This window comes from Streptomyces albiflavescens (assembly GCF_014645835.1).
In the GTDB taxonomy this organism is placed as follows: Bacteria; Actinomycetota; Actinomycetes; order Streptomycetales; family Streptomycetaceae; genus Streptomyces; species Streptomyces albiflavescens.
Genome location: NZ_BMMM01000009.1, coordinates 218,116 through 241,942, shown reverse-complemented (window position 1 = coordinate 241,942; position 23,827 = coordinate 218,116). Strand labels below are relative to the sequence as shown.

The window sequence follows — 23,827 nt, the reverse complement described above, 5'->3', positions numbered from 1 at the left end:
TCGACCGGCCCTCAGTCGGCCGGAAGGATGTTGTGGTTCACGCGGAAGAGGTTCTCGGGGTCGTACTTGGTCTTGAGTGCCCTGAGCCGCGGATAGTTCACGCCGTAGGCATCGGCCACGCGTTCGGGACCGTCGTCCCCGAGATGATTCACGTACACCCCGCCCGTGGTGTACGGGAGGACGCGCTCGTACACGTTCTGGGTCCAGTCGATGTTCTGCTGATCCTCGCTCTCGTCCTCCCATTGGCTGAGAACGCTGACCAGATATCCGTCGCGGTGCGGAAAAGCTGTTGCGTCCGGGGGAAGTTGAGCCATCACTCCGCCCATGAGACCGCCGCCGACGAGAGAAAGCGGAGAGGGGTTGCTCGCATAGCCGTCGCCCAGGATGTCGAGGGCTTCCGGATGGAGTTCGTCCATATGGAAGGAGCGGGCATACAGCCGCCGCCCTGCCACGGTGTTGTCGTCCAGTATCCGCTGCACGGCGAGATAGGGCATGGCGCCGACGTGGTTGAGCAGGGGCTTCCTGCCCAGGCCCGCGAGCGGTGCCACCGCCTCCTCCGCGCCGGCCGGCGGGTCGGCGTGCACATAGCCCAGGCCGACCGCCGGTTCGCCCTCCACGGTGAGGAAGGCGAACGAGGTGGTGAGCGCGTCCGGCGCGGTTTTGTTGAACTCGCCCAGCCCGCGGGCCACGGCACCCGTCTCGGCAACGGGGAAGGCCAGCAGCCCGGCCAGGCAGTCGCCCTGCGGGTGGAGCTTGTACTCGAAGGAGGTGGCCACGCCGAAGTTGCCGCCGCCGCCCCGGATCGCCCAGAACAGGTCGGGGTCGTCCTGGGGACTGGCCCTGCGGATCTCGCCGTCGGCGAGGACGATGTCGGCGGAGAGAAGGTTGTCGACGAGCAGCCCGCGATGGCGGCCCAGCCACCCGAGGCCGCCGCCCAGCGTCATGCCCCCGATGCCGATGTACGACTCCTGGGAGCCGGTCACCGCCAGCCCGAAGTGCATGGTCTCGGCGTCGAAGTCGCCCTGGAGGAGCCCGGGTTGGGCCTGCACCGTCCGTCGGCCCGGGTCGACCCTGATGCCGCGCAGCGCGGAGGTGTCGACGACCAGCCCGCCCTCGCAGCTGCCGGTGCCCGCGAAACAGTGCCCGCCGCCGGTCACCGCGAGCAGCACCCCGTGTTCCTTCGCGAACCGCACGGCGGTGATGACGTCCGCCGCGCCCTGAACCCGGACGATCGCTCCGGGACGACGTTCGAAGTAGGCGTTCCAGATGGCCTTCGCGGCCGGGTACTCCTGATCCTCCTCGGTGATGACGGGGCCACGCAGCCGCTGCCGCAGCTCAGTGACAGCACGCTCCGGCACACTCTCGCCCTGGGATGTGGTCAACCGCATCGCGCCTCCCGTACGCCTGGGGGTCTCGGTTCCGGGACCATCCAACTGCCGCGCGGCGCCCTGTCGGCGTCCCCGGACAGACCGTCGAAAGATCCACGCCGGACTCCCGTCCCGACTGCGACCGGCAGGGCGCTCCGATACGCTGACTCGGTCCTCAGACGCATCCGATCTGACCACCGGAGCCGCGAGATGCATGTTCGACGGGTCGTACCCAACGTCCAGTCAGTCGCCCTGAAGGAAAGTTCCGAGTTCTACGGCCTGCTTGGCTTCGAGGAAGTCATGAACCACGGCTGGATCGTGACCCTTGCCTCCGCCGAGAACCCCGCCGTGCAGGTCAGCCTGATGACCGACGACGCGACCGCCCCCGTGGCACCCGACATGAGCATCGAGGTCGAGGACGTCGACGCGGTGTACGCCGAGGTGCGAGGGAGCGGTGCCGAGATCGTGCACCCGCTGACCGACGAGGAGTGGGGCGTACGCCGCTTCTTCGTCCGGGACCCCAACGGCCGCGTGGTCAACGTCCTCAGCCACAGCTGACTGCGCCGCGCGCATGTCCTCCGGGAGGCGGGGTCGCTCCCCCCTCCGCCGGACATCACGGGAGCCGCCACCCCTCACCGGGATGGCGGCTCCGTGTCTGTGCTCACCCCTCGATCAGGGTGATGTCCTGCTCCCGGGTCGCGTGGAACTTCGGCAGCGGGAGGCCCGACTCGGTGCTCAGTTCCATCAGGGTGGCCTCGACGTGGGCGCTGCCCGCCGTGAGGGTGCCGAGCTCGCGCTTCTCCGAGTTGGTCCAGCGGTGTTGCGCGCCGTCGCAGACCGCCACGGTGCCGCCGATGCCATGGCGCACGCGGGGATCGCCCTGCCACACCGAGGAGGAGACGAACACGGGCCCGGCGGCGCTCACACAGCGGTAGGTGCCGGAGAGGGTGATGGTTCCGTCGGCCGCGACATGACCGGTCGGGTCTACGGTCACCTGCTCGGACGGTTCGTACGAGGGGGACACGGCCACGGCGGACGGGGCGACCGGCACAAGCAGGGCGGCGCCGATGGCCGCCACGCCGATGACCTGGCGCAAGGACATGGAAGTACCTCCTGGAACGGGGGGCCTGGAAGGAGGGCTCCATGGGTACCGGTCCGGCGTCCCGAGGGCGGTGATCGTCACCCCTTCGGTGGCGAGTTGGCACCGTCCGTCTCGGCGAGGTCCGAGAGTTGTCCTCGTGTTGTCACGCTTCACGGCCGGCTGTTCCGATGAGTTCGCCGCGCGCGCATGGTCTCTATGTGCGAGGGCGGCGACACCGCCGCCGAGACCCATCGCATCCGACGTGGAGGTGCGCCATGTGTTCACACCAGTCTTCGTGCCCGTCCGCGGACTCCAACGCCCCGCACATCGTGGCGGCCCACCCCGAGCAGGGCTGGAACCTCCTGTGCAACGGCGCGATCGTCTTCGACGACAGCGGCGAGCTGCTGCCCGACGGCAGCGTGGTCGCTCCGCTCAGGGTGTTCGTCGAGCGGCTGGCCGTCGCGGCCTGATCCTTCGCCAGGGGGTTTCTGATGGATCTCCGTGGAAGAAGGAGCGGCGTTCGGTGCGTGCTCGCGGCGTGCCGGGCGGAAGTCCTCGATGGGGGTCCCCCGCGCGAGCGAAGCCGAGCGTGGGGGAGGAGCTACTAGGGCTTTTGTCCGGTGCGGCGAGTGGGGGCACCTCCCACGCCCTTAAGGCAGTGGGGAAGCGTGCCGGGCGTCGCGACGCCGCGGAGATCCATCAGAAGCCCCCTAGCTCAGCACCGCAAAGCCGTCGAGTTCGACCAGGGCCTGTTCGTCCCAGAGGCGGGCGGCGCCGATGACGGCCATCGCGGGGTAGTCGCGGCCCGCCAACGTCCGCCAGATACGGCCGAGTTCGGGAGCCCGGACCCGATAGTCGGCGACATCGGTGGCGTAGACCGTGACCCGTGCGAGGTCGGCCGGGGCGCCGCCCGCGGCCCGCAGCGCGGTCAGCAGATTCGTCAGCGCCACCTCGAACTGCTCCGGCAGCGTCTCGCCGACCACCTTCCCGTCCGTGTCGAGCGCTGTCTGGCCCGCCAGGAAGACGAGGCGGCTGCCGGTGGCGACGACGGCGTGGGAGAAGCCGGTGGGCGGGGAGAGGTCGGGCGGATTGACGCGCTCGGTGCTCACTGGGCCTCCACGGTCTCGATGCTCACTGGTCCTCCACGGCGGCGTCCGGGCGCGTGGGCGCCTCCCTGTACAACTCCTTGGCGATGACCGCCCGTTGAACCTCGCTCGCGCCCTCGTAGATCCGGGGTGCGCGGACCTCGCGGTAGAGGTGTTCGAGGAGATGCCCCCGGCTCAGGGCACGAGCGCCGTGCAGTTGGACCGCGGCGTCGACGACGTACTGGGCCGTCTCGGTGGCCAGCAGCTTCGCCATCGCGGCACGCTTGGGTACGTCGGGGGCCCCTTCGTCGTACGCCGCCGCGGCCGCGTACACCATCAGGCGGGCCGCCTCCGTGCGCAGCGCCATCTCGGCGACCTGGTGGGCCACCGTCTGAAGGTCCTTCAACTTGCCGCCGAACGCGTCCCGCCCGGCCGTGTGCGCGAGGGTCGCGTCCAGCGCCGCCTGCGCCATGCCGACGGCGAAGGCGCCCACGCTCGGCCGGAAGAGGTTGAGGGTGTGCATGGCGACCCGGAAGCCGCGGTCGGGCTCCCCGAGCACGTCGTCCGCCGTCACCGGTACGGCGTCGAAGGCGAGGGTGCCGATGGGGTGCGGCGAGAGCATGTCGAGCGGGGCGCCGGTGAGGCCCGGCCGGTCGGCGGGGACGAGGAAGGCGGTGACGCCGCGGGCCCCGGCACCGGGGACGGTCCGGGCGAAGACGGTGTAGAAGTCGGCCTCGGGCGCGTTGGAGATCCAGCACTTCTCACCGGTGAGCCGCCAGTGCCCCGAGCCGTCGGGGTCCGGTTCCGCCCGCAGCGCCAGCGCCGCCGCGTCCGAGCCCGCGCCCGGCTCGCTGAGGGCGAAGGCGGCGACGAGTGCGCCGTCGCGGACGCCGGGCAGCCAGCGGTCGCGCTGGGCAGCGGTGCCGTACGCGTGCACCGGATGCGCGCCCAGGCCCTGAAGGGCGAGCGCCGTCTCGGCCTCGGTACAGGTCTGGGCCAGGGACTCGCGCATCAGGCACAGGTCGAGCGCGCCCGAGGTGAACAGACGGGTGAGCAGACCGAGGCGGCCGAGTTCGGCGACGAGGGGACGGTTGACGTGGCCCGGCTCGCCCTTCTCCGCCAGTGGGCGCAGCTGCTCCGCGGCGAGCGTGCGCAGCTCGGCACACCAGGCGGTTCGCGCCGGATCGAGCGAGAATGCGGTCATTGCCGGTCCCCTCTCCCCCGCCGGGCCGTACATCGGAGCCCGCCGGGTCACCCTTCCACGTTATCGCGAACCGTTGACTGTCGTCACCAACACGATACGCTCCTGGTGCGAGCCCACCACGACAAGGGGGCGAACCGCCATGGACCCCAGGGACACCGCGGAGCCGACGACCTCGGCCCACGTCGACACCTTCCCGCACGACCACCTGCCGCCGCGCGATCAGTGGCCGGCGCTCCACTTCGATCTGCCCGAGCTGCGCTACCCCGACCGGCTGAACTGCGCCGCCGAGCTCCTCGACCACGCCCGGCCCGAGCGCCCCGTCTTCCGTACGGCCTCCGGCGACCTGTGGACGTACGGACAGCTTCTCGCCCGGGTCGACCGCATCGCCCATGTGCTGACCGGCGAACTGGGCGTCGTCCCCGGCAACCGCGTGTTGCTGCGCGGCCCCACCACACCGTGGCTGGCCGCGTGCTGGCTGGCGGTGCTGAAGGCCGGCGCGGTCGCCGTCACCGTACTGGCGCAACAGCGCACGCATGAGCTGACCACCATGTGCGAGATCGCTCGGGTGACGCACGCGCTGTGCGACGTACGGTCCGTCGACGACCTGGTCAAGGCGGAAATCCCGGGGCTGCGGGTCACCACGTACGGCGGTGACGCACCCGACGACCTGCTGCTGCGCATCACGGGCGCACCGGACGAGCCGTTCGCCGCCGTCGACACCGCCGCCGACGACGTCGCCCTGATCGCCTTCACCTCGGGCACGACCGGTCGCCCCAAGGGCTGTATGCACTTCCATCGCGATGTGTTGGCGATAGCGGACACCTTCTCGAAGCATGTGTTGCAGCCACATGAGGACGATGTCTTCGCGGGCAGTCCCCCGCTGGGTTTCACCTTCGGGCTCGGCGGTCTCGTCGTCTTCCCGATGCGCGTCGGTGCCTGCTCCCTGCTGCTCGAACAGGCGGGCCCCAAGCAGCTGTTGCCCGCGATCGCCGAGCACCGCGTCTCCGTACTGTTCACCGCGCCGACCGCGTACCGGGCGATGCTGACGGAGCTGGAGGGTTACGACACCGGGTCGCTGCGACGGTGTGTGTCCGCGGGCGAGAATCTGCCCGCCGCGACCTGGCGGGCCTGGCACACCCGCACCGGCCTGCGCATCATCAACGGCATCGGCGCCACCGAGCTGCTGCACATCTTCATCTCCGCGGCCGACGAGCACATCCGCCCCGGCACGACCGGCGTCCCCGTACCGGGATGGCACGCGCGCTTGGTCGACGATTCCGGCGAACCCGTGCCGGACGGCGAGCCCGGGCTGCTCGCCGTGCGCGGCCCGGTCGGCTGTCGCTATCTCGCCGACCCACGGCAGCGGGAGTACGTACGCGGCGGCTGGAACATCACCGGCGACACCTATGTGCGCGATCCCGACGGCTACTTCCGCTATGTCGCCCGCGCCGACGACATGATCATCTCGGCGGGGTACAACATCGCGGGCCCGGAGGTCGAGGACGCGCTGCTGCGCCACCCGGACGTGGTCGAGACGGCGGTCGTGGGGCAGGCCGACGAGGCGCGCGGGCAGGTCGTCGTGGCGTATGCGGTCCTCAGGGAGGGCTCACGCAAGGACCCGGAGGCGTTGCGCACCTTCCTCAAGTCCGAGCTGGCGCCGTACAAATGCCCCCGCGAAATCGTCTTCCTGGACGCGCTGCCGCGCACCGCGACGGGCAAGCTCCAGCGGTTCCGGCTGCGCAAAGACGCCGGTCCGGACGTCATGCCGCCACCCGCCCCGGAGAGTGAGTTGTCCACAGGCGGCGATCCCAAGTGATCTTCGAGCACTAGAGTGATCAACGTGTCAGAGCAGCACGCCCCCCGGTCCCTCATCGTCACGTTCTACGGCGCGTACGGCCGTTTCACGCCCGGCCCCGTGCCGGTGGCCGAGCTGATCCGGCTCCTCGCCGCGGTCGGCGTCGACGCGCCCTCCGTACGGTCGTCGGTGTCACGACTCAAGCGCCGCGGCCTCCTCGAGCCGGCACGCACGGCGGCCGGCGCCGCCGGATACGCACTGTCGGCGGACGCGCGACAGCTGCTCGACGACGGCGACCGGCGGGTGTACGCGACGGCGCCACCCGAGGACGACGGCTGGGTGCTCGCCGTCTTCTCCGTGCCGGAGTCCGAGCGCCAGAAGCGGCACGTGCTGCGCTCTCGGCTCGCAGGTCTCGGCTTCGGGACGGCTGCCCCCGGGGTGTGGCTGGCCCCGGCGCGGCTCTACGAGGAGACCCGGCACACCCTGGAGCGGCTACGGCTCGACCCCTACGTGGAGCTGTTCCGCGGGGAGCACCTGGGCTTCGCGGCGACGGCCGACGCGGTCGCCCGCTGGTGGGACCTGGCCGCGATCGCCAAGGAGCACGAGGAGTTCCTCGACCAGCACGCGCCCGTGCTGCACGCCTGGGAGCGGCGCGCGGACACCCCGCCGGAGGAGGCGTACCGCGACTATCTGCTCGCCCTCGACTCCTGGCGCCACCTCCCGTACACCGACCCGGGACTGCCCGCGGCCCTGCTGCCCCAGGACTGGCCGGGCGCCCGCTCGGCCACCGTCTTCCGGGCACTGCACGAGCGGTTGCGTGACGCCGGGGCGGTCTTCGCGGGCGTGCCCGGGCACTTCCGGCATTCCGACGATGTGTGACCTCTTTTACATCATGAGGCGCTAAGGGAACCCTCAGGCTCTTCCGTCCCTCTTCTCATGTTTCTTACCTAGCGTCGTGAGCCGCACGCCAGGACAGGAAGAGGACAGCACGTATGACCACCACGTCCAGGGCTCAGGGAGCCACCGTCTGGCTCACGGGCCTGCCGAGCGCGGGCAAGACGACCATCGCGCGCCTTCTGGGCAGCCGTCTGAAGGCCGAGGGGCACCGCGTGGAGGTCCTCGACGGTGACGAGATCCGCCGTTTCCTCTCCGCCGGCCTCGGCTTCTCCCGTGCCGACCGCAACACCAATGTGCAGCGCATCGGCCTGGTCGCCGAGGTCCTCGCGCGCAACGGCGTCCTCGCCGTGGTGCCCGTCATCGCCCCGTACGCCGACAGCCGCGAGGCCGTCCGGAAGCGCCACCAAACGAGCGGGACGCCGTACATCGAGGTGCATGTCGCCACCCCGGTCGAGGTGTGCGGCGAGCGCGATGTGAAGGGGCTGTACGCCCGGCAGGCCGCGGGGCAGCTCAGGGGCCTGACCGGTGTCGACGATCCGTATGAGCCGCCGCTCGACCCGGCGCTCACGCTGGAGACGCACCTGCAGACGCCCGAGGAGTCCGCGGCCGCGCTGCATGCGCTGCTCACCGAGAGGGGTCTCGCATGACGACCGCAACCACTGTCTCCGCGGCAGCCGGCGATTCCGAGGAGTCCAGCCCGTACGCGCTGTCGCACCTGGACGCGCTGGAGTCCGAGGCCGTCCACATCTTCCGCGAGGTCGCGGGCGAGTTCGAGCGGCCGGTGATCCTGTTCTCCGGCGGCAAGGACTCCATCGTCATGCTGCACCTCGCGCTGAAGGCGTTCGCCCCCGCGGCGATCCCCTTCTCGCTGCTGCACGTGGACACCGGGCACAACTTCCCCGAGGTCCTCGAGTACCGCGACCGCACCGTCCAGAAGCACGGTCTGCGCCTGCACGTCGCCTCCGTACAGGACGGGAAGACCGCAAGCGCAAGGGGTACTTCTAGACATGACCGTCACCGTCATCAGCAGCGGCGCCGTCGACACGCTGCGCTTCGCGACTGCGGGCTCCGTCGACGACGGCAAGTCCACGCTCGTCGGACGTCTGCTGCACGACTCCAAGTCCGTCCTGACGGACCAGCTGGAAGCCGTCGAGCGCGTGTCCGCCAGCCGCGGCCAGGACGCGCCCGACCTCGCCCTCCTCACCGACGGCCTGCGCGCCGAACGCGAACAGGGCATCACCATCGACGTCGCGTACCGCTACTTCGTCACCCCACGCCGCCGCTTCATCCTGGCCGACACCCCCGGACACGTGCAGTACACCCGGAACATGGTCACCGGCGCCTCCACCGCCGACCTGGCCATCATCCTGGTCGACGCGCGCCACGGCGTGGTCGAGCAGACCCATCGGCACGCCGCCGTCGCCGCGCTGCTGCGCGTCCCGCACGTCGTGCTCGCCGTGAACAAGATGGACCTCGTCGGGTACGAGGAGACGGAGTTCGAGCGCATCGTCGAGGACTTCGCGGGCCATGCCGCCGAGTTGGACCTGCCCGGCTTCACGCCGATCCCGGTCTCCGCGCTGTGCGGCGACAACGTGGTGGAGCGTTCGGCGCACATGGGCTGGTACGAGGGTCCGGCTCTGCTGGAGTTCCTGGAGACCGTGCCGGTGGGCTCCGACGCGTCGACCGCTCCGGCGCGCTTCCCGGTGCAGTACGTCATCCGGCACGACGAAGTCCGCCACTACGCGGGACAGTTGGTGTCCGGAGAGTTGCGCGTCGGCGACCGCGTCACCGTCCATCCGTCCGGCGAGACCTCCGAGATCGTCGGCATCGACGTACTCGGCGAGGACGCCGACACGGCGTACGCGCCCCAGTCGTTGACGCTGCGCCTGGCCGACGCGCGCGATGTCGCGCGCGGCGACATGATCAGCACGGATGCCCTCAAGTCCCCAGCGTGAGCCGGGGTTTGGGGGCATCGGTGCGTCCGGTCTGCGGGCGCCGGCTGCCTGCCCGGTAGGGCATCGGCCAGACGACGCCCGGACCCTCGTATCCCTGCTCGGCCGCCGCGTGCAGCGTCCAGTGCGGGTCGTACAGATGCGGCCGGGCGAGCGCGCAGAGGTCCGTGCGTCCGGCCAGGATCAGGGAGTTGACGTCGTCCCAGGAGGAGATGGCGCCGACGGCGATCACGGGCAGGCCGGTCTCGTGGCGGATCCGGTCGGCGTACGGCGTCTGGTACGAGCGCCCGTACTCGGGGCGCTCGTCCGCCACCACCTGGCCCGTCGACACATCGACCGCGTCGGCGCCGTGCGCGGCGAAGGCCCGCGCGATCTCCACGGCGTCGTCCCCGGTGGTGCCGCCATCGGCCCAGTCGGTGGCGGAGATGCGGACGGTCATCGGCCGCTCCTCGGGCCACACGGCCCGCACGGCGTCGAACACTTCGAGCGGGAAGCGGAGCCGGCGGGCGAGCGAGCCGCCGTACGCGTCGGTGCGCCGGTTGGTCAGCGGCGACAGGAAGCCGGAGAGCAGGTAGCCGTGGGCGCAGTGCAGTTCGAGCAGATCGAAGCCGCCGCGCGCGGCCCGCCATGCTGCGGCGGTGAACTGTTCCCGGATGTCGGTGAGTTGGGCGCGCGACAGCTCGCGGGGCGTCTGGTTCCCCGGCTTGTACGGGATCGGGGACGCGGCCACGAGTGGCCAGTTGCCGTCCTCCAACGGCTCGTCCATGCCCTCCCACATCAGCTTGGTCGATCCCTTGCGCCCGGAGTGACCGAGCTGCACGCCGATCGCGGTGCCCGGCACCTGTGCGTGGACGAAGTCGGTGATCCGCCGCCAGGCCTCGGCCTGCCGTCCGGTGTAGAGCCCCGCGCAGCCGGGCGTGATGCGGCCCTCCGCGCTCACGCACACCATCTCGGTCATCACCAGTCCGGCGCCGCCGAGTGCCCGCGCGCCCAGGTGGACGAGGTGGAAGTCGCCGGGAACCCCGTCCACGGCCGAGTACATGTCCATGGGCGAGACGACGACCCGGTTGCGCAGGGTGAGGCCGCGCAGCCTGAACGGCGTGAACATCGGGGGCGTACCCGACGGACATCCGAACTCGCGCTCCACGGACTCGGTGAAATGCGCGTCGCGCAGCCGCAGATTGTCGTGGGTGACGCGGCGGCTGCGGGTGAGGAGGTTGAAGGCGAACTGGTGTGAGGGCTGGTCGAGGTAACGGTCCAGGTTCTCGAACCACTCCAGGCTCGCGCGCGCCGCCCGCTGGGTGGACGCGACGACCGGGCGCCGCTCCTCCTCGTAGGCGCCGAGGGCCTGCGCCAGATCGGCGTGCTCCTCCAGACAGGCGGCCAGCGCGAGCGCGTCCTCCACCGCCAGCTTCGTGCCGGAGCCGATGGAGAAGTGGGCGGTGTGCGCGGCGTCGCCGAGGAGGACCAGGTTCCCGTGCGCCCAGCGGTCGTTGACGACCGTCCGGAAGGTGGTCCACGCCGACTTGTTGGACCGCAGCGGGCGTCCGCCCAGCGCGTCCGCGAAGATCTTCGCGCACCGCTCGACGGACCCCTGCTCGTCGAGCTCCGCGAACCCGGCCGCCCGCCACACCTCTTCGCGCATCTCCACGATGACGGTCGAGGCGCCGCATTGATTCTGCGGCCCGGCGGGCCTCGTCGAGGGGTGGTGGTCGGACGACGGGCGGGAATACGGGTAGCCGTGCAGCTGCATCACGCCGTGCTCGGTCTCGGCGATCTCGAAGCGGAAGGCGTCGAAGGCGAAGTCGGCGGCGAGCCAGATGTAGCGGCAGCGATGCTCCTCGACGGACGGCCCGAAGGCCTCCGCGTACGCCCCGCGCGTGAGACTGTGCACACCGTCGGCGGCGACGACGAGGTCGTACGCCCTCATCAGCTCGGCAACCGGCGGGGCCTCCGTACGGAAGCGCAGCTCGACGCCGAGCGAGTGGCAGCGTTCGTGCAGGATCTCCAGCAGCCGGCGCCTGCCGAGCGCCGCGAAGCCGTGGCCGCCCGAGGTGCGACGCACTCCTCGGTGCACGATGTCGATGTCGTCCCAGCGCACGAACTCGTCCTGGAGCGCGGTGTACACGACCGGGTCGGCGTGCTCGATGCCGCCGAGCGTCTCGTCGGAGAGCACGACACCGAAGCCGAAGGTGTCGTCGGGGGCGTTGCGCTCCCAGACGGTGATCTCGCGCGCGGGATCGAGTCGCTTGAGGAGGGCGGCGGCGTAGAGGCCACCGGGACCGCCGCCGATCACCGCGACGCGCAGAGCTGTGCGCGCGGCGGTGGCCGCGACCTCCGGCACCCGCCCGCCCTCCGGCGTCCGCGCGCCCGCCGCCTGGCGTCCGTGCCCACCCGCCGGCACCGATCCTTCGCCCGTCGGCACCGCCGCGTCGCCGGCCGCCACGGCTATCGCCCCCGCCACTTCGGCGGCCGCTTCTCCGTGAAAGCGGCATGGAACTCGGCGTAGTCCTCGCCGTTCATCAGCAGCGCCTGGGTCGAGGCGTCCAGTTCGACGGAGGCCGCGAGCGGCATGTCAAGTTCGGCGGTGAGCAGCGCCTTGGTCTGCGCATACGCGAGGGCCGGGCCCTCGGCGAGGCGGTGGGCCAGCCGTTGTGCGGCCTCGTCGGCGCCGCCCTCGTCGGCGAGTTCGCTGATCAGGCCGATCCGCTCGGCCTCGGGCGCGCGCACGGGCTCGCCGAGCATCAGCAGCCGGGTCGCGTGGCCGAGCCCGACGACCCGGGGCAGCAGATAGGCCGCACCCATGTCACCGCCGGACAGCCCGACGCGGGTGAAGAGGAACGAGAAGCGGGCCGAAGGGTCGGCGACCCGGAAGTCGGCCGCCAGCGCCAGCACGGCTCCGGCGCCCGCCGCCACGCCGTGCACCGCCGCGATCACCGGGAACGGGCATTCCCGTACCGCCCGTACGACCTGCCCGGTCATCCGGTTGAAGTCGAGGAGCTGGGCGGTGTCCATCGAGAGGGTCGCGCCGATGATCTCGTCGACATCGCCTCCGGAGCAGAAGCCGCGGCCCTCGCCGGCCAGCACCAGGGCGCGTACGGATCGCTCGCGGGACAGCTCGGCGAGCAGGTCGCGCAGGTCGGCGTAGGCGCCGAAGGTGAGCGCGTTGAGTTTCTCGGGGCGGGCCAGGGTGACCGTGGCGACCCCGTCCGCGACCTCACACCTCAGGTGCTGCCAGTCGGGCGTGCGGGCGGCGGAGCCGGTGAAGGGACTCATGACGTGCGGCCTCCTCGGGCGGGGGCGACGCTCTGCGGCTACTCCATGAAGTTATCACTTCTCTGTGACTGTCGTCATGAGTGCGCGATACGCCAGGGGTCGGAGAGCCTGTTTCCACGTCCCGGGCCGACGCCACCGGGTCACCGGCAGCCGTCACCGAGTCACGGATCATCGATAGCTCCGTAACGGTGGGAGCAGACCGTGCGGGGTGGGCCGTTCGTCTGGGTACGCAGCCCTATGTCGGGCCGAACGCCGGGCCGAACGTCCCGAGAGGCATCCGCCGATGTTCCGAAATAGCCCGCTGAGCGCCTCTGCATGGGGGCCCCGTACGATGCATACGGCTCAAAGCAGGACAGCCTGCTCCATGAACGGACTCGCCTTGCACAACACCCCAGCCCCCGCCTCCTGGCGCATCGCACTGCCGCACACCGTCGCGGCCGTGCCCGTCGCCCGTGCTCTGGTCCGCACCGCGCTGGCGGAGCTGGAGCACGCGGCCGACAGCGACACCGCTGAGCTGCTCACCGCGGAGCTGGTCGCCAACGCCGTGGAGCACACCGCCGGGGACGGTCCCCTGGAGCTGGTCGTCGAACTGATGCCGTCCGGCTGCCAGGTCGAGGTGCACGACCCGGACCCGGCGCCGCCCGGCAATCTCACGGTCCCCCACCAGGCCGGCGAACCCGACCCCTGGCAGGAGCACGGGCGCGGCCTGCTGCTGATCCGCACCCTCAGCTCGTCCTGCGGCCACCGCCCGACCGATTCCGGCAAGGCGGTCTGGTTCAGACTGCCTGTGATTCCCGCTCAGCGACGGCCGCTGTAGCCTCCGCCCGCGCGGCCAGCCGGGAATGGCGGCGCCCGTAGAGGACGTACACCAGGAATCCGGCCACCAGGAACAGGGCGAACTGCACCCAGGTCGTCCAGCCCGTCTCGTACATCAGGTACAGGCAGAAGCCCACACCGAGCAGCGGTACGACGGGGTAGAGCGGCACCCGGAAGGTGCGGGCGAGGCCCGGCTCCCGGCGGCGCAGCGCGATCACCGCGACATTGACCGCGGCCATGGTGGCGAGCGTGCCGATGGTGCACAGGTTGACCGCGGCGTCGAGCGAGGCGAAGGCCGCAGGGACGGCGAAGACGACCGCGACGATCAAGGTGCCCGCCACCGGCGTCGAGGTCTTCGGCGAGATCTTCTCGAAGACACGCGGGATGAGTCCGTCGCGCGACATCGACATGAGGATGCGGGTCTGGCCGTACATCACCGCGAGCACGACCGAGGCGATGGCGACGACCGCGCCGAAGGCGATGACCCCGCCGCCGACGGTGGAGCCCGTCACCTCGTTGACGACGTACGACAGCGCGGCCGGCTGACCGCCGACCTTGTCCCCGCCGATCGCGCCGATCGCGGCCAGCGCCACGGCGCAGTACAGCAACGTGACCAGGCCGATGCAGATCATGATGGCGATCGGGATGTTGCGACGCGGGTTCTTGGCCTCCTCGCCGGCCGTGGTGATCGCGTCGAAGCCGATGTACGAGAAGAACGCGGCCGTGGTGCCCGCGCCGATGCCGCCGAGTCCGGCCGGCGAGAACGGCGTGAGGTTGCCGTCCTTGAAGGCGCTGAACCCGATCGCACAGAAGAGCACCAGGATCGCCAGCTTGAGCACGGCCATGGCGGCGGTCGCCCGGGCGCTCTCCCGCACGCCGCGCATGAGCAGGACCGAGGCCAGGGCGATCACGATGACCGCGGGAACGTTGATGACTCCGCCGTCGGTCGGTCCCGAGGAGAGCGCGGCGGGGAGCTGCCGGCCGGTGAGGCTGTCGAGCAGCTCGTTCACGTACTGGCTCCAGCCGACGGCGACGGCCGACACGGAGACGCCGTACTCCAGGAGCAGACACCAGCCGACCAGGAAGGCCGTGCTCTCGCCGAGTCCGGCGTAGGCGAAGGAGTACGAGGATCCCGAGACCGGGATCGCGCCGCCGAGCTCCGCGAACGCGAACGCGGTGAAGACACAGGTGATCGCCGCGAGGATGAAGGAGACGACCACGGCGGGTCCGGCCTGGGCGACCGAGTCGGACAGCCCGACGAAGATTCCGGTGCCGACGATCGCGCCGACGCCGAAGCAGACGAGCTGGAAGAGGCCCATGGTGCGCTTGAGGCCATGGCCTTCGAGGTCCGTGCCGGATTCGGCGATGAGCAGCTCGGGGGACTTGATACGAGGTATCCGTGGAGCGGGCATGCGGGTGGTGCTCGTTTCTGGTGGTGCGAGTGCGACGGGGTAGATCGCGCGACGGCCACGGAAGGGGTGGTTCCGGACCGCCGGTCAGGATAAGGCCTGCTGGGACATGGGCCGGACCGGCAAGGCCTGCCGTGTGGGGCAGACCGACAGGCCCGACGCGACGCCGGTCGGACCCGCAGGGCATGCCGGAAACGCCGGGCGGACCCGCAGGGCACGCCGGAAACGCCGGCCGGACCCACAGGGCACGCCGGAAACGCCGGCCGCACCCACAGGGCACGCCGGAAACGCCCGTCAGGCCAGCGTGGCGACCAGGATCGCCTTGATGGTGTGCAGCCGGTTCTCGGCCTCGTCGAAGACGACCGAGTGCGCCGACTCGAAGACCTCGTCGGTGACCTCGAGGGAGTCGCGACCGTGGGTCTCATGGATGTCACGGCCGACCTTCGTGCCCAGGTCGTGGAAGGCCGGGAGGCAGTGCAGGAATTTCACGTCGAGGTTGCCGGTGGCGCGCAGCACGTCCATCGTCACCGCGTACGGGGAGAGGGCACCGATGCGCTCGTCCCACACCTCCTTGGGCTCACCCATGGAGACCCAGACATCGGTCGCGACGAAGTCGGCGCCCTGGACGCCCTCGGTGATGTCCTCGGTGAGGGTGACCCGCCCGCCGTTGCTCTCGGCGAGCTTGCGGGCTCGGGCGACGATCTCGTCGGTGGGCCAGTAGGCCTGCGGGGCGACGATACGGACGTCCATACCGAGCAGCGCGCCGGTGATCAGATACGAGTTGCCCATGTTGAAGCGGGCGTCGCCGAGGTAGGCGAAGGCGATCTCACCGAGCGGCTTGTCGCAGTGCTCGGTCATCGTGAGCACGTCGGCGAGCATCTGGGTCGGGTGCCAGTCGTCGGTCAGACCGTTGTAGACGGGCACACCGGCGTACGCGGCCAGCTCCTCGACGGAGGCCTGGCTGTCGCCCCGGTACTCGATGGCGTCGAACATCCGGCCGAGGACGCGCGCGGTGTCCTTCACGGACTCCTTGTGGCCTATCTGCGAGCCGGACGGGTCCAGATACGTCGTCGAGGCGCCCTGGTCCGCCGCCGCGACCTCGAACGCGCAGCGCGTACGCGTGGAGGTCTTCTCGAAGATCAGCGCGATGTTCCTGCCCCGCAGGTACGGGGTCTCGGTCCCGGCCTTCTTGGCCGCCTTGAGCTCGGCGGCCAGCTCGATCAGACCGCGGAACTCCTCTTCCGTGAAGTCCAGCTCCTTGAGGAAGTGGCGGCCGGCGAGGGCGGTCGGGACTGTCGCCATGGGGGGCGCTCCAAGGTTACGAAGACGGGGGCATTGGAATTCTATACGATGCCCAGAATTTCTATACGGGGACTACACCGCCTCGCGTTCGACCGGACAGCTCATACAGCGCGGCCCGCCCCTCCCCCGCCCCAGCTCGCTGCCCGGAATCTCGATGACCTCGATGCCCTGCTTGCGCAGATGCGTGTTGGTGGTGGAGTTCCGCTCGTAGGCGACCACGACACCCGGTTCGACGGCGAGCACATTGCACCCGTCGTCCCACTGCTCCCGCTCGGCCGCGTGCACGTCCTGGGTGGCGGTGAGGACACGAATCTCGTTCAGGCCGAGCGCCGCGGCGATAGCACGGTGCATGTGCTCCGGGGGGTGGTCGGTGACCTTCAACTCCTTCTCCTCCGCGCCCGGCTCGATGGTGTACGAGCGGAGCATGCCGAGCCCGGCGTACTGGGTGAAGATGTCGCCGTCGACCATCGTCATCACGGTGTCGAGGTGCATGAGGGCCCGCCGCTTGGGCATGTCGAGTGCCACGATGGTGCGCGCCGAGCCCGCCGCGAACAGTTTGTGCGCGAGCATCTCGACGGCCTGGGGCGTGGTCCGCTCGCTCATGCCGATGAGGACCGCACCGTTGCCGATGACGAGCACGTCACCGCCCTCGATGGTGGACGGGTAGTCGATCTGCCCCTCCGACCAGAGATTGAAGGTCTCGTGACGGAAGAGCGGGTGGTACCGGTAGATCGCCTCGAAGTGCACGGTCTCGCGCTGCCGGGCCGGCCAGCGCATGGCGTTGATGGAGACCCCGTCGTAGATCCAGGCGGAGGTGTCCCGGGTGAACAGGTGGTTGGGCAGCGGCCTGAGCAGGAAGTCGTCGAGGTCCATGACATGGAAGCGCACGGAGGTCGGCTCCGGATGGGCGTCCAGGAACTCCCGCTTGGTCATGCCGCCGACGAGCACGGATGCCAGCTCCGGGGCGGGCAGCGTCTCGAAGGCGGCCCGTAGGTGGTCGGTGGCGAGCGGCCCGTACTCCTTCTCGTCGAAGACCCGGTCCAGGACGAGCGATCTGGCCACCGGGATCTCCAGGGCCTCGGTGAGCAGGTCACCGAAGAGGTGGACGGTGACCCCGCGGTCGCGCAGTACGTCGGCGAACCCGTCGTGCTCCGCGCGCGCCCGGCGCACCCACAGCACGTCGTCGAAGAGCAGGGCGTCCTTGTTGCTGGGGGTGAGCCTTTTGAGCTCAAGATCCGGCCGGTGCAGGATGACGCGGCGCAGCCGCCCGGCCTCGGAGTCGACGTGGAATCCCATGCCTCCATCCTGACCATCCGGACGCCTGTTCACCCGCCGATCGCGGGACCTGCGCATCATTCATTTCGTCCCCTTGACGATAAGCGAGCCCCGCCATTATCGTCTTAGTGACGACAAAGACGAACGAGGGGTCGCCGGGATCGCCCGGCGACAAGGGGGTACTCATGGCCGACATCACCCGGCGTCTCGGCTGGCGCCATCTGCGCGGGGCGCCGACCGCCCACGTCCGGCACCACCGCTCCGGCAGCCTGGTGCACGACGGCCCCGGACTGAGCTTCTGGTACCGCTCCCTGACCGCCGCGCTCTCCGAAGTCCCGGTCGACGACCGCGAGTTGGCGATGACCTTTCACGCCCGTACGTCCGACTTCCAGGACGTCGCGGTACAGGCGACGGTCACCTACCGCATCAGCGATCCGGCGATCGCGGCCGCGCGCCTGGACTTCTCCATCGACCCCGACACGGGCGCCTGGCGCGGCGCTCCCCTGGAGCAGCTCTCGACCCTGCTCACCGAGACGGCCCAGCAGCACGCGCTGGACGTCCTCGCCCGTACGTCGCTGGCGGCCGCCCTGGTCGACGGCGTCGCGGCGGTACGGGAACGGGTCGCGGGCGGGCTCGCCGCCGAGCCCCGGCTGCCCGCGACGGGGATCGAGGTGGTGGCCGTACGGGTCGTCGCGCTGCGCCCGGAGCCCGAGGTGGAGCGGGCACTGCGCACGCCGGCCCGCGAGCAGATCCAGCAGGACGCGGACAAGGCGACGTACGAACGCCGTGCCGTCGCCGTCGAGCGGGAGCGCGCCATCGCCGAGAACGAACTCGCCAGCCAGATCGAACTCGCCCGGCGCGAGGAGCAGTTGGTCGACCAGCGCGGCACGAACGCGCGGCGCGAGGCCGAGGAGCACGCGGCGGCGGACGCGGTGCGCGCCGGGGCGGAGGCCGCGCGCACGGTCCGCCTCGCGGAGGCGGAGGCCACCCGGTCGCTGCGCCTCGCCGAGGCGGAGGCCACCCGCAAGGTGCGGCTGGCCGGGGCCGAGGCGCAGGCCGCGCGCGAGGTCGGCGCGGCGCGGGCCGAGGCGCAGGCCGCCTGGCTGCGGGTTCACGGGGACGTGGACGTCGCCACACTGCACGCCCTGACGGGCACGCGGCTCGCGGAGAACCTGCCGCGGATCGAGAGCGTCACGGTGTCGCCGGACGTCCTGACAGGACTGCTCGCCAAGCTGGGCAACGGGGCCTCCGGGGAACCGGCGTGAGTCTCGCGCCGCGGGTCGTCCTCGTCCATCGCACCACGGAGTACGAGGAGTTGGTGGCCCGGCACGGCACACACGGGCAGGCGGCGTTCTTCCTCTCCTCCCGGGGGCGGGACATCGGGGAGGTGGCCGAGCGGCACCGGCGGGCGCGGGAGGCACTGGCCGAGGTGGTGTCGGCGGTTCCGCTGACCTGGCGTCAGGCCCGGGTGGAGCGCGCGGACCTGGACCGTTTCCTGTTCGCGCCGGAGGACATCGTGGTCGTGGTCGGGCAGGACGGGCTGGTCGCGAACGTGGCCAAGTACGTGACCGGGCAGCCGGTGGTGGGCATCGACACCGATCCCGGGCGCAACCCGGGGGTGCTGGTGCGGCACCGCCCCAAGGACGCGGGCGCGCTGCTCGCCTCGGCGCACGGCGGCCGGGTCGACGAGCTGACCATGGTCGAGGCGGTCGCGGACGACACGCAACGGCTGGTCGCGCTCAACGAGATCTACCTGGGAGCCGCGGGCCATCAGACGGCCCGCTATCGGCTGGGGCTCGACGAGTACGGGGGTGCCGTCGAGCCCCAGGCCTCCTCCGGGGTCCTGGTCGGCACCGGGACGGGGGCCAGCGGCTGGCTCCGCTCCGTGTGGCAGGAGCGGGGCGGCGAACTGCCGCTGCCCGGCCCCACGGACGAACGCCTCCTCTGGTTCGTCCGCGAGGCCTGGCCGTCCCCGGCCACCGGAACATCCCTCGTGGCCGGCGAACTCACCTCCTCCGCCCGGCTGTCCCTCACCGTCGAATCGGACCGGCTCATCGTGTTCGGCGACGGGATGGAGGGGGACGCGGTGGAGCTGGTGTGGGGGCAGACGGTGCGGGTGGGGATTGCGGGGGTGCGGCTGCGGTTGGTGGAGTGACGTGGGGGTTGCGCCCCCTCCGTCCCTACCCGTCGCGGTTGCGGGCGGCGGGGACGAAACCCTCACAGCCTCGGATCCACCGGCTCCGACTCCAGCGCCAGCACCCCGAACACGGCCTCGTGCACCCGCCACAGCGGCTCACCCTCCGCGAGCCGGTCGAGGGCTTCGAGCCCCAGGGCGTACTCCCGTATCGCGAGCGACCGCTTGTGGTTCAGGAACCGCCCACGCAGCCGCGCGAGGTTCTCGGGACGCGTGTACTCCGGACCGTAGATGATCCGCAGGTACTCACGCCCCCGGCACTTGATGCCGGGCTGCACGAGACGCCCCTGCGCGCCGCGCACCACCGCGCCGACCGGCTTGACGACCATGCCCTCGCCCCCGCGGCCCGTCATCTCCAGCCACCAGTCGACGCCGGCCCGCACCGACTCCGGGTCACCGGTGTCGACGAAGAGCCGCCGGGTGGTCTGCAGCAGCCCGCTCCCGTCGTGCTCCACGAGCCGGTCGATCAGCGCGAGCTGCTCGTCGTGCGGCAGGCCGGCGAGGCTCCGGCCCTGGACGGCGAGGATCTGGAAGGGTGCCAGCCGGACACCGTCCAGGCCCTCCGTGGTCCAGCAGTAGCGCCGGTAGGCGTCCGTGAACGCCTCGGCGTCCGCGGCGCGTCCACGCTGGCGCGCCAGCAGGTCCCGTACCTCGACCCCGCGCTCCGCGGCCCCTTCGAGCGCGGCCAGCGCTCCCGGGAACGCGGCTTTGGACGCGGCGCCGACCGCCGCGTACTGACTGCGCAGCAGCCCGGACGCCTTCAGCGACCAGGGCAGCAACTCGGCGTCGAGCAGCAGCCAGTCGGTCTCGAGCTCCTTCCACAGCCCCGCCTCGGTCGCGGCGGCCCGCACCCGGCCGAGGATCTCCTCCGTGACGGCGGCGTCGTCGAAGAAGGGACGGCCGGTGCGGGTGTAGAGCGAACCGGTGGGACCTCCCCCACTCTCGGCTGCGCTCGAGCGGGAGGTGCCCCCAACGCCGAAGCGCTCGCGTGCCACCCCCGCGTCCCGGCAGACCAGTGCCACCGCCCGCGAGCCCATGTGCTTCTCCTCGCACACGACCCGGGCGACCCCGTCCTCCTGGTACTGCGCGAAGGCCTCGGCCGGATGCTCCAGGAAGTGTTCATCAGCGGCTCCGCCGCGGGCCTCGATGTGCGAGGTCGCGGTCGGTGCCATGGTCGGCGGCAGGTACGGCAGCAGCCTCGGGTCCACGGCGAAGCGGCTCATGACCTCCAGGGCCGCCGCCGCGTTCTCCTCGCGGATCGACACGCGTCCGGCGTGCCGTGTCTCGACGACCCGCCGGCCGTGCACGTCCGCGAGGTCGAGCGGACGGCCCTCGTGGCCGCCCGGCGCCTCGGAGGCGAGCGGCCTGGTGGGCTCGTACCAGACCTGCTCGGCCGGTACGTCGACGAGCTCGCGCTCCGGCCAGCGCAGTGCGGTGAGCTTTCCGCCGAAGACGGCACCCGTGTCCAGACAGATGGTGTTGTTCAGCCAGGTGGCCGTCGGCACCGGGGTGTGACCGTAGACGACGGCCGCGCGGCCGCGGTACTCCTCCGCCCACGGATAGCGCACCGGCAGCCCGAACTCGTCCGTCTCACCGGTCGTGTCGCCGTACAGCGCGTGCGAGCGCACCCGGCCGGAGGTCCGCCCGTGGTACTTCTCGGGCAGACCGGCGTGGCAGACGACGAGCTTGCCCCCGTCGAGCACGTAGTGACTGACGAGTCCGTCGAGGAACTCCCGCACCTGCTGCCGGAACTCCTCGCTCTCCCCCTCCATCTGCTCGATCGTCTCGGCGAGGCCGTGCGTGTGCTGGACCTTGCGGCCCTTGAGGTAACGCCCGTACTTATTCTCGTGGTTGCCGGGCACGCACAGGGCGCTGCCCGAGCCGACCATGGACATCACCCGGCGCAGTACGCCCGGGCTGTCCGGGCCGCGGTCGACGAGGTCGCCGACGAAGACGGCGGTACGGCCTGCCGGGTGCGTCCCGTCGACGTAGCCGAGCTTGCCGAGCAGGGCCTCCAGCTCCGAGGCGCAACCGTGGATGTCGCCGATGATGTCGAAGGGGCCGGTGAGGTGGGTCAGGTCGTTGAACCGCTTCTCGGTGCCGACCTCGGCGCTCTCGACCTCCTCCACGCCACGCAGGACGTGCACCTTTCTGAACCCCTCGCGCTCCAAGTGGCGCAGAGAGCGGCGGAGTTCGCGGATGTGGCGCTGGATGACGCGGCGCGGCATGTCGGCGCGGTCGGTTCGGGCGGCGTTGCGCTCGGCGCACACCTCCTCCGGCACGTCCAGCACGATCGCGATGGGCAACACGTCGTACTTCCTGGCGAGTTCGATCAGCTGGCGGCGGCTCTCCTGCTGAACGTTGGTGGCGTCCACGACCGTTCGGCGGCCCGCCGCGAGCCGCTTGCCCGCGATGTAGTGCAGTACGTCGAAGGCGTCGCCGCTGGCGCTCTGGTCGTTCTCGTCGTCGGCGACCAGGCCGCGGCAGAAGTCGGACGAGATCACCTCGGTCGCCTTGAAGTGCTTGCGGGCGAAGGTGGACTTGCCGGAGCCGGACGCGCCGATCAGCACCACGAGGGAAAGGTCGGTCACGGGCAGGGTGCGCGCCTTGGTGTGCGTCTCGTTCGTCATGCGGCCTTCTCCTCCTTCGGGGCGGTGAGCGTGAATGCGGCCATCTGCGTGGGCGGGCCCACCTCGGGGTCGTCAGGTCCGACGGGCGTGAACTCCACCTCGTACCCGTGCCGTTCGGCGACCGTCCGCGCCCAGGTCCGGAACTCCTCCCGCGTCCATTCGAAGCGGTGGTCGCCATGCCGGGAGTGTCCGGCCGGGAGGGTCTCCCAGCGGACGTTGTACTCGACGTTCGGCGTCGTCACGAGGACCGTCCTCGGGCGGGCGGAGCCGAACACCGCGTACTCCAGGGCGGGAAGGCGGGGCAGATCGAGGTGCTCGATCACCTCGCTGAGCACGGCGGCGTCGTACCCCTTGAGGCGGTTGTCGGTGTAGGCGAGCGAGCCCTGGAAGAGCTGTACGCGCGAGGCCTGCCGCTCGCCCATGCGGTCCAGCTTGAGCCGCCGCGAAGCGATGGTGAGCGCGCGCATCGACACGTCGACGCCGACGATCTCGGTGAACCTCGTGTCCTTGAGCAGCGCCTGCACCAACTGGCCCTGTCCACAGCCGAGATCGAGGACGCGGCCCGCGCCGGACGCGTGCAGCGCGGCGAGGATCGCGTCCCGGCGCTGCACGGCGAGCGGCACCGGCTTCTCTTCGGTGTCCGTCTCTTCGTCGACCGCGTTGTCGATCTCCTCGACCTCGGTGTCGTCGGCCTCGGCGAGCCGTACGAGCTCCAGCCGCTCCATCGCCTCACGGGTCAGCGACCAGCGGCGCGAGAGATACCGGCTGGTGATCAGCTTCTGCTCCGGGTGGTCCGGCAGCCAGCCCTCACCGGCCCGCAGCAGCTTGTCGACCTCGTCGGACGACACCCAGTAGTGCTTGGCGTCGTCGAGCACCGGGAGCAGCACGTAGAGATGGCGCAGGGCCTCGGCGAGCGTCAGCCGCGTCGCTTCCAGTTCCAGACGTACATAGCGGGAGTCGCCCCACTCGGGGAACTGCTCGTCCAGCGGCACGGCCTCGACCGTCACCGTCCATCCGAGCGGCTCGAACAGCGCCCGTACGAGGTCGGCGCCGCCGCGGGCGGGCAGCGCGGGCACCTCGATCCGCAGCGGCCTGGGCTGCTCCGGCAGTTCGGGCCTCGCGGTGCACTGGCCCTTCATCGCGCTGGAGAACACAGCGCTCAGCGCCACGGCGAGCAGGGAGGAGGCCGCGTACGGGCGGTCGTTGACGTACTGCGCGAGCGCGGCGTCGGGCGCGCCTCCGCGCCCCTTGCCCTTGCCCCGCCGGACCAGCGCCACCGCGTCGACCTCGAGCAGCAGCGCGGCCGTGCACCGCTCGACGGACGCCTCCGGGTAGAGGACGTGTGCCGTGCCGTAGGAGGTCGAGAACGCCTGCGCCTTGTCGGGATGCTTGTGCAGCAGAAAGCCGAGGTCGGTCGCGGGGCGCTCTGGAGTACCGGTGGTACTGATCGTCAGGAACACAGTGGGTCTGCCTCGAAACGTATGCTGAGCTGCGGATACTTGCCGTGCGGCAACGCCGTGCACATCGCGTGCACACACGCCGGA

The 23,827-nt window shown here is 71.0% G+C and carries 19 protein-coding genes and 2 pseudogenes; 10 read left to right on the top strand and 11 right to left on the bottom strand.

Annotation, left to right across the window (positions count from 1 at the left end; genetic code table 11):
* Positions 1 to 11 precede the first annotated feature (11 nt).
* Positions 12 to 1,388 (bottom strand): FAD-binding oxidoreductase, encoded by a 1,377-nt coding sequence (locus IEY95_RS24885; protein WP_189188333.1) that lies wholly within the window; start codon positions 1,386 to 1,388, stop codon positions 12 to 14.
* A gap of 189 nt (positions 1,389 to 1,577) precedes the next feature.
* On the opposite strand from IEY95_RS24885, the gene IEY95_RS24880 reads away from it, so the two are divergent.
* Positions 1,578 to 1,925: a VOC family protein gene (locus IEY95_RS24880; RefSeq protein ID WP_189188332.1), complete on the top strand. Its 348-nt coding sequence runs from the start codon at positions 1,578 to 1,580 to the stop codon at positions 1,923 to 1,925.
* A 103-nt stretch (positions 1,926 to 2,028) separates the two neighbouring features.
* Here the strand turns inward: IEY95_RS24880 and IEY95_RS24875 are convergent, their stop codons facing one another.
* A complete protein-coding gene (locus tag IEY95_RS24875; RefSeq protein ID WP_189188331.1) occupies positions 2,029 to 2,469 on the bottom strand; it encodes a DUF6299 family protein in 441 nt (146 codons plus the stop codon).
* 254 nt (positions 2,470 to 2,723) lie between these two features.
* Between IEY95_RS24875 and IEY95_RS24870 the strand changes: the two genes are divergently transcribed.
* Entirely contained in the window at positions 2,724 to 2,918 is a 195-nt protein-coding gene (locus IEY95_RS24870; protein ID WP_189188330.1) for a DUF5999 family protein, read from the top strand.
* A 240-nt stretch (positions 2,919 to 3,158) separates the two neighbouring features.
* Here the strand turns inward: IEY95_RS24870 and IEY95_RS24865 are convergent, their stop codons facing one another.
* Together IEY95_RS24865 and IEY95_RS24860 are read right to left on the bottom strand one after the other, a co-directional pair.
* Positions 3,159 to 3,557, bottom strand: a complete 399-nt coding sequence (locus tag IEY95_RS24865; protein WP_189188329.1) for a RidA family protein — start codon at positions 3,555 to 3,557, stop codon at positions 3,159 to 3,161.
* Between the two features lie 22 nt (positions 3,558 to 3,579).
* Positions 3,580 to 4,737, bottom strand: coding sequence for an acyl-CoA dehydrogenase family protein (locus IEY95_RS24860; RefSeq protein WP_189188328.1), 1,158 nt, complete (start codon positions 4,735 to 4,737; stop codon positions 3,580 to 3,582).
* 139 nt (positions 4,738 to 4,876) lie between these two features.
* Here IEY95_RS24860 and IEY95_RS24855 point away from each other — a divergent pair, with 139 nt between their 5' ends.
* From IEY95_RS24855 to IEY95_RS24835, 5 genes and pseudogenes are all read left to right on the top strand, one after another.
* Positions 4,877 to 6,553: an AMP-binding protein gene (locus IEY95_RS24855; RefSeq protein ID WP_189188327.1), complete on the top strand. Its 1,677-nt coding sequence runs from the start codon at positions 4,877 to 4,879 to the stop codon at positions 6,551 to 6,553.
* Positions 6,554 to 6,568: 15 nt separating this feature from the next.
* Positions 6,569 to 7,411 (top strand): PaaX family transcriptional regulator, encoded by an 843-nt coding sequence (locus tag IEY95_RS24850; RefSeq protein WP_189188326.1) that lies wholly within the window; start codon positions 6,569 to 6,571, stop codon positions 7,409 to 7,411.
* A gap of 113 nt (positions 7,412 to 7,524) precedes the next feature.
* Positions 7,525 to 8,076, top strand: coding sequence for an adenylyl-sulfate kinase (gene cysC / locus IEY95_RS24845; RefSeq protein WP_189188325.1), 552 nt, complete (start codon positions 7,525 to 7,527; stop codon positions 8,074 to 8,076).
* Positions 8,073 to 8,402: pseudogene (locus IEY95_RS24840) on the top strand (phosphoadenosine phosphosulfate reductase domain-containing protein); the annotation flags it as partial. The gene cysC and the pseudogene IEY95_RS24840, both read left to right, overlap by 4 nt.
* 34 nt (positions 8,403 to 8,436) lie before the next feature.
* Positions 8,437 to 9,366 (top strand): annotated as a pseudogene (locus IEY95_RS24835) (sulfate adenylyltransferase subunit 1); the annotation flags it as partial.
* 1 nt (position 9,367) lies between these two features.
* Here IEY95_RS24835 and IEY95_RS24830 read toward each other — a convergent pair.
* Both IEY95_RS24830 and IEY95_RS24825 read right to left on the bottom strand, forming a co-directional pair.
* Positions 9,368 to 11,725: a bifunctional salicylyl-CoA 5-hydroxylase/oxidoreductase gene (locus IEY95_RS24830; protein ID WP_229703356.1), complete on the bottom strand. Its 2,358-nt coding sequence runs from the start codon at positions 11,723 to 11,725 to the stop codon at positions 9,368 to 9,370.
* 104 nt (positions 11,726 to 11,829) lie between these two features.
* Entirely contained in the window at positions 11,830 to 12,657 is an 828-nt protein-coding gene (locus tag IEY95_RS24825) for an enoyl-CoA hydratase family protein (protein WP_189188324.1), read from the bottom strand.
* A 364-nt stretch (positions 12,658 to 13,021) separates the two neighbouring features.
* Here IEY95_RS24825 and IEY95_RS24820 point away from each other — a divergent pair, with 364 nt between their 5' ends.
* The gene (locus IEY95_RS24820) at positions 13,022 to 13,474 is read left to right on the top strand and encodes an ATP-binding protein (protein ID WP_189188323.1); all 453 of its coding nucleotides are present in this window, start codon (positions 13,022 to 13,024) and stop codon (positions 13,472 to 13,474) included.
* On the opposite strand, the gene IEY95_RS24815 is transcribed toward IEY95_RS24820, so the two are convergent.
* The 3 genes from IEY95_RS24815 to IEY95_RS24805 form a co-directional block, all read right to left on the bottom strand.
* Positions 13,434 to 14,885: an amino acid permease gene (locus IEY95_RS24815; RefSeq protein WP_189188322.1), complete on the bottom strand. Its 1,452-nt coding sequence runs from the start codon at positions 14,883 to 14,885 to the stop codon at positions 13,434 to 13,436. The genes IEY95_RS24820 and IEY95_RS24815 overlap by 41 nt on opposite strands.
* A 291-nt stretch (positions 14,886 to 15,176) precedes the next feature.
* Positions 15,177 to 16,184: an ornithine carbamoyltransferase gene (gene argF, locus IEY95_RS24810; RefSeq protein ID WP_189188321.1), complete on the bottom strand. Its 1,008-nt coding sequence runs from the start codon at positions 16,182 to 16,184 to the stop codon at positions 15,177 to 15,179.
* 72 nt (positions 16,185 to 16,256) lie between these two features.
* Positions 16,257 to 17,480, bottom strand: a complete 1,224-nt coding sequence (locus IEY95_RS24805) for an arginine deiminase (RefSeq protein ID WP_189188320.1) — start codon at positions 17,478 to 17,480, stop codon at positions 16,257 to 16,259.
* 164 nt (positions 17,481 to 17,644) lie between these two features.
* On the opposite strand from IEY95_RS24805, the gene IEY95_RS24800 reads away from it, so the two are divergent.
* Positions 17,645 to 18,724 (top strand): SPFH domain-containing protein, encoded by a 1,080-nt coding sequence (locus IEY95_RS24800; protein WP_189188319.1) that lies wholly within the window; start codon positions 17,645 to 17,647, stop codon positions 18,722 to 18,724.
* Positions 18,721 to 19,614: an NAD(+)/NADH kinase gene (locus IEY95_RS24795; RefSeq protein WP_189188318.1), complete on the top strand. Its 894-nt coding sequence runs from the start codon at positions 18,721 to 18,723 to the stop codon at positions 19,612 to 19,614. Before IEY95_RS24800 ends, IEY95_RS24795 begins: the two co-directional genes overlap by 4 nt.
* A 62-nt stretch (positions 19,615 to 19,676) precedes the next feature.
* Here the strand turns inward: IEY95_RS24795 and IEY95_RS24790 are convergent, their stop codons facing one another.
* Together IEY95_RS24790 and IEY95_RS24785 are read right to left on the bottom strand one after the other, a co-directional pair.
* Positions 19,677 to 22,283: a polynucleotide kinase-phosphatase gene (locus IEY95_RS24790; RefSeq protein ID WP_189188317.1), complete on the bottom strand. Its 2,607-nt coding sequence runs from the start codon at positions 22,281 to 22,283 to the stop codon at positions 19,677 to 19,679.
* Positions 22,280 to 23,743 carry a 3' terminal RNA ribose 2'-O-methyltransferase Hen1 gene (locus tag IEY95_RS24785; RefSeq protein ID WP_189188316.1) on the bottom strand — a complete coding sequence of 488 codons (1,464 nt, stop codon included), beginning with the start codon at positions 23,741 to 23,743 and terminating at the stop codon, positions 22,280 to 22,282. Before IEY95_RS24785 ends, IEY95_RS24790 begins: the two co-directional genes overlap by 4 nt.
* Between the last annotated feature and the right edge of the window lie 84 nt (positions 23,744 to 23,827).

Excerpts from the sequence above, each read along its gene's own strand:
- IEY95_RS24885 (WP_189188333.1), bottom strand. The coding sequence starts at position 1,388 with ATGCGGTTGACCACATCCCAGGGCGAGAGTGTGCCGGAGCGTGCTGTC.
- IEY95_RS24880 (WP_189188332.1), top strand. The coding sequence starts at position 1,578 with ATGCATGTTCGACGGGTCGTACCCAACGTCCAGTCAGTCGCCCTGAAG.
- IEY95_RS24875 (WP_189188331.1), bottom strand. The coding sequence starts at position 2,469 with ATGTCCTTGCGCCAGGTCATCGGCGTGGCGGCCATCGGCGCCGCCCTG.
- IEY95_RS24870 (WP_189188330.1), top strand. The coding sequence starts at position 2,724 with ATGTGTTCACACCAGTCTTCGTGCCCGTCCGCGGACTCCAACGCCCCG.
- IEY95_RS24860 (WP_189188328.1), bottom strand. The coding sequence starts at position 4,737 with ATGACCGCATTCTCGCTCGATCCGGCGCGAACCGCCTGGTGTGCCGAG.
- IEY95_RS24855 (WP_189188327.1), top strand. The coding sequence starts at position 4,877 with ATGGACCCCAGGGACACCGCGGAGCCGACGACCTCGGCCCACGTCGAC.
- cysC (WP_189188325.1), top strand. The coding sequence starts at position 7,525 with ATGACCACCACGTCCAGGGCTCAGGGAGCCACCGTCTGGCTCACGGGC.
- IEY95_RS24825 (WP_189188324.1), bottom strand. The coding sequence starts at position 12,657 with ATGAGTCCCTTCACCGGCTCCGCCGCCCGCACGCCCGACTGGCAGCAC.
- IEY95_RS24820 (WP_189188323.1), top strand. The coding sequence starts at position 13,022 with ATGAACGGACTCGCCTTGCACAACACCCCAGCCCCCGCCTCCTGGCGC.
- IEY95_RS24815 (WP_189188322.1), bottom strand. The coding sequence starts at position 14,885 with ATGCCCGCTCCACGGATACCTCGTATCAAGTCCCCCGAGCTGCTCATC.
- argF (WP_189188321.1), bottom strand. The coding sequence starts at position 16,184 with ATGGCGACAGTCCCGACCGCCCTCGCCGGCCGCCACTTCCTCAAGGAG.
- IEY95_RS24805 (WP_189188320.1), bottom strand. The coding sequence starts at position 17,480 with ATGGGATTCCACGTCGACTCCGAGGCCGGGCGGCTGCGCCGCGTCATC.
- IEY95_RS24800 (WP_189188319.1), top strand. The coding sequence starts at position 17,645 with ATGGCCGACATCACCCGGCGTCTCGGCTGGCGCCATCTGCGCGGGGCG.
- IEY95_RS24790 (WP_189188317.1), bottom strand. The coding sequence starts at position 22,283 with ATGACGAACGAGACGCACACCAAGGCGCGCACCCTGCCCGTGACCGAC.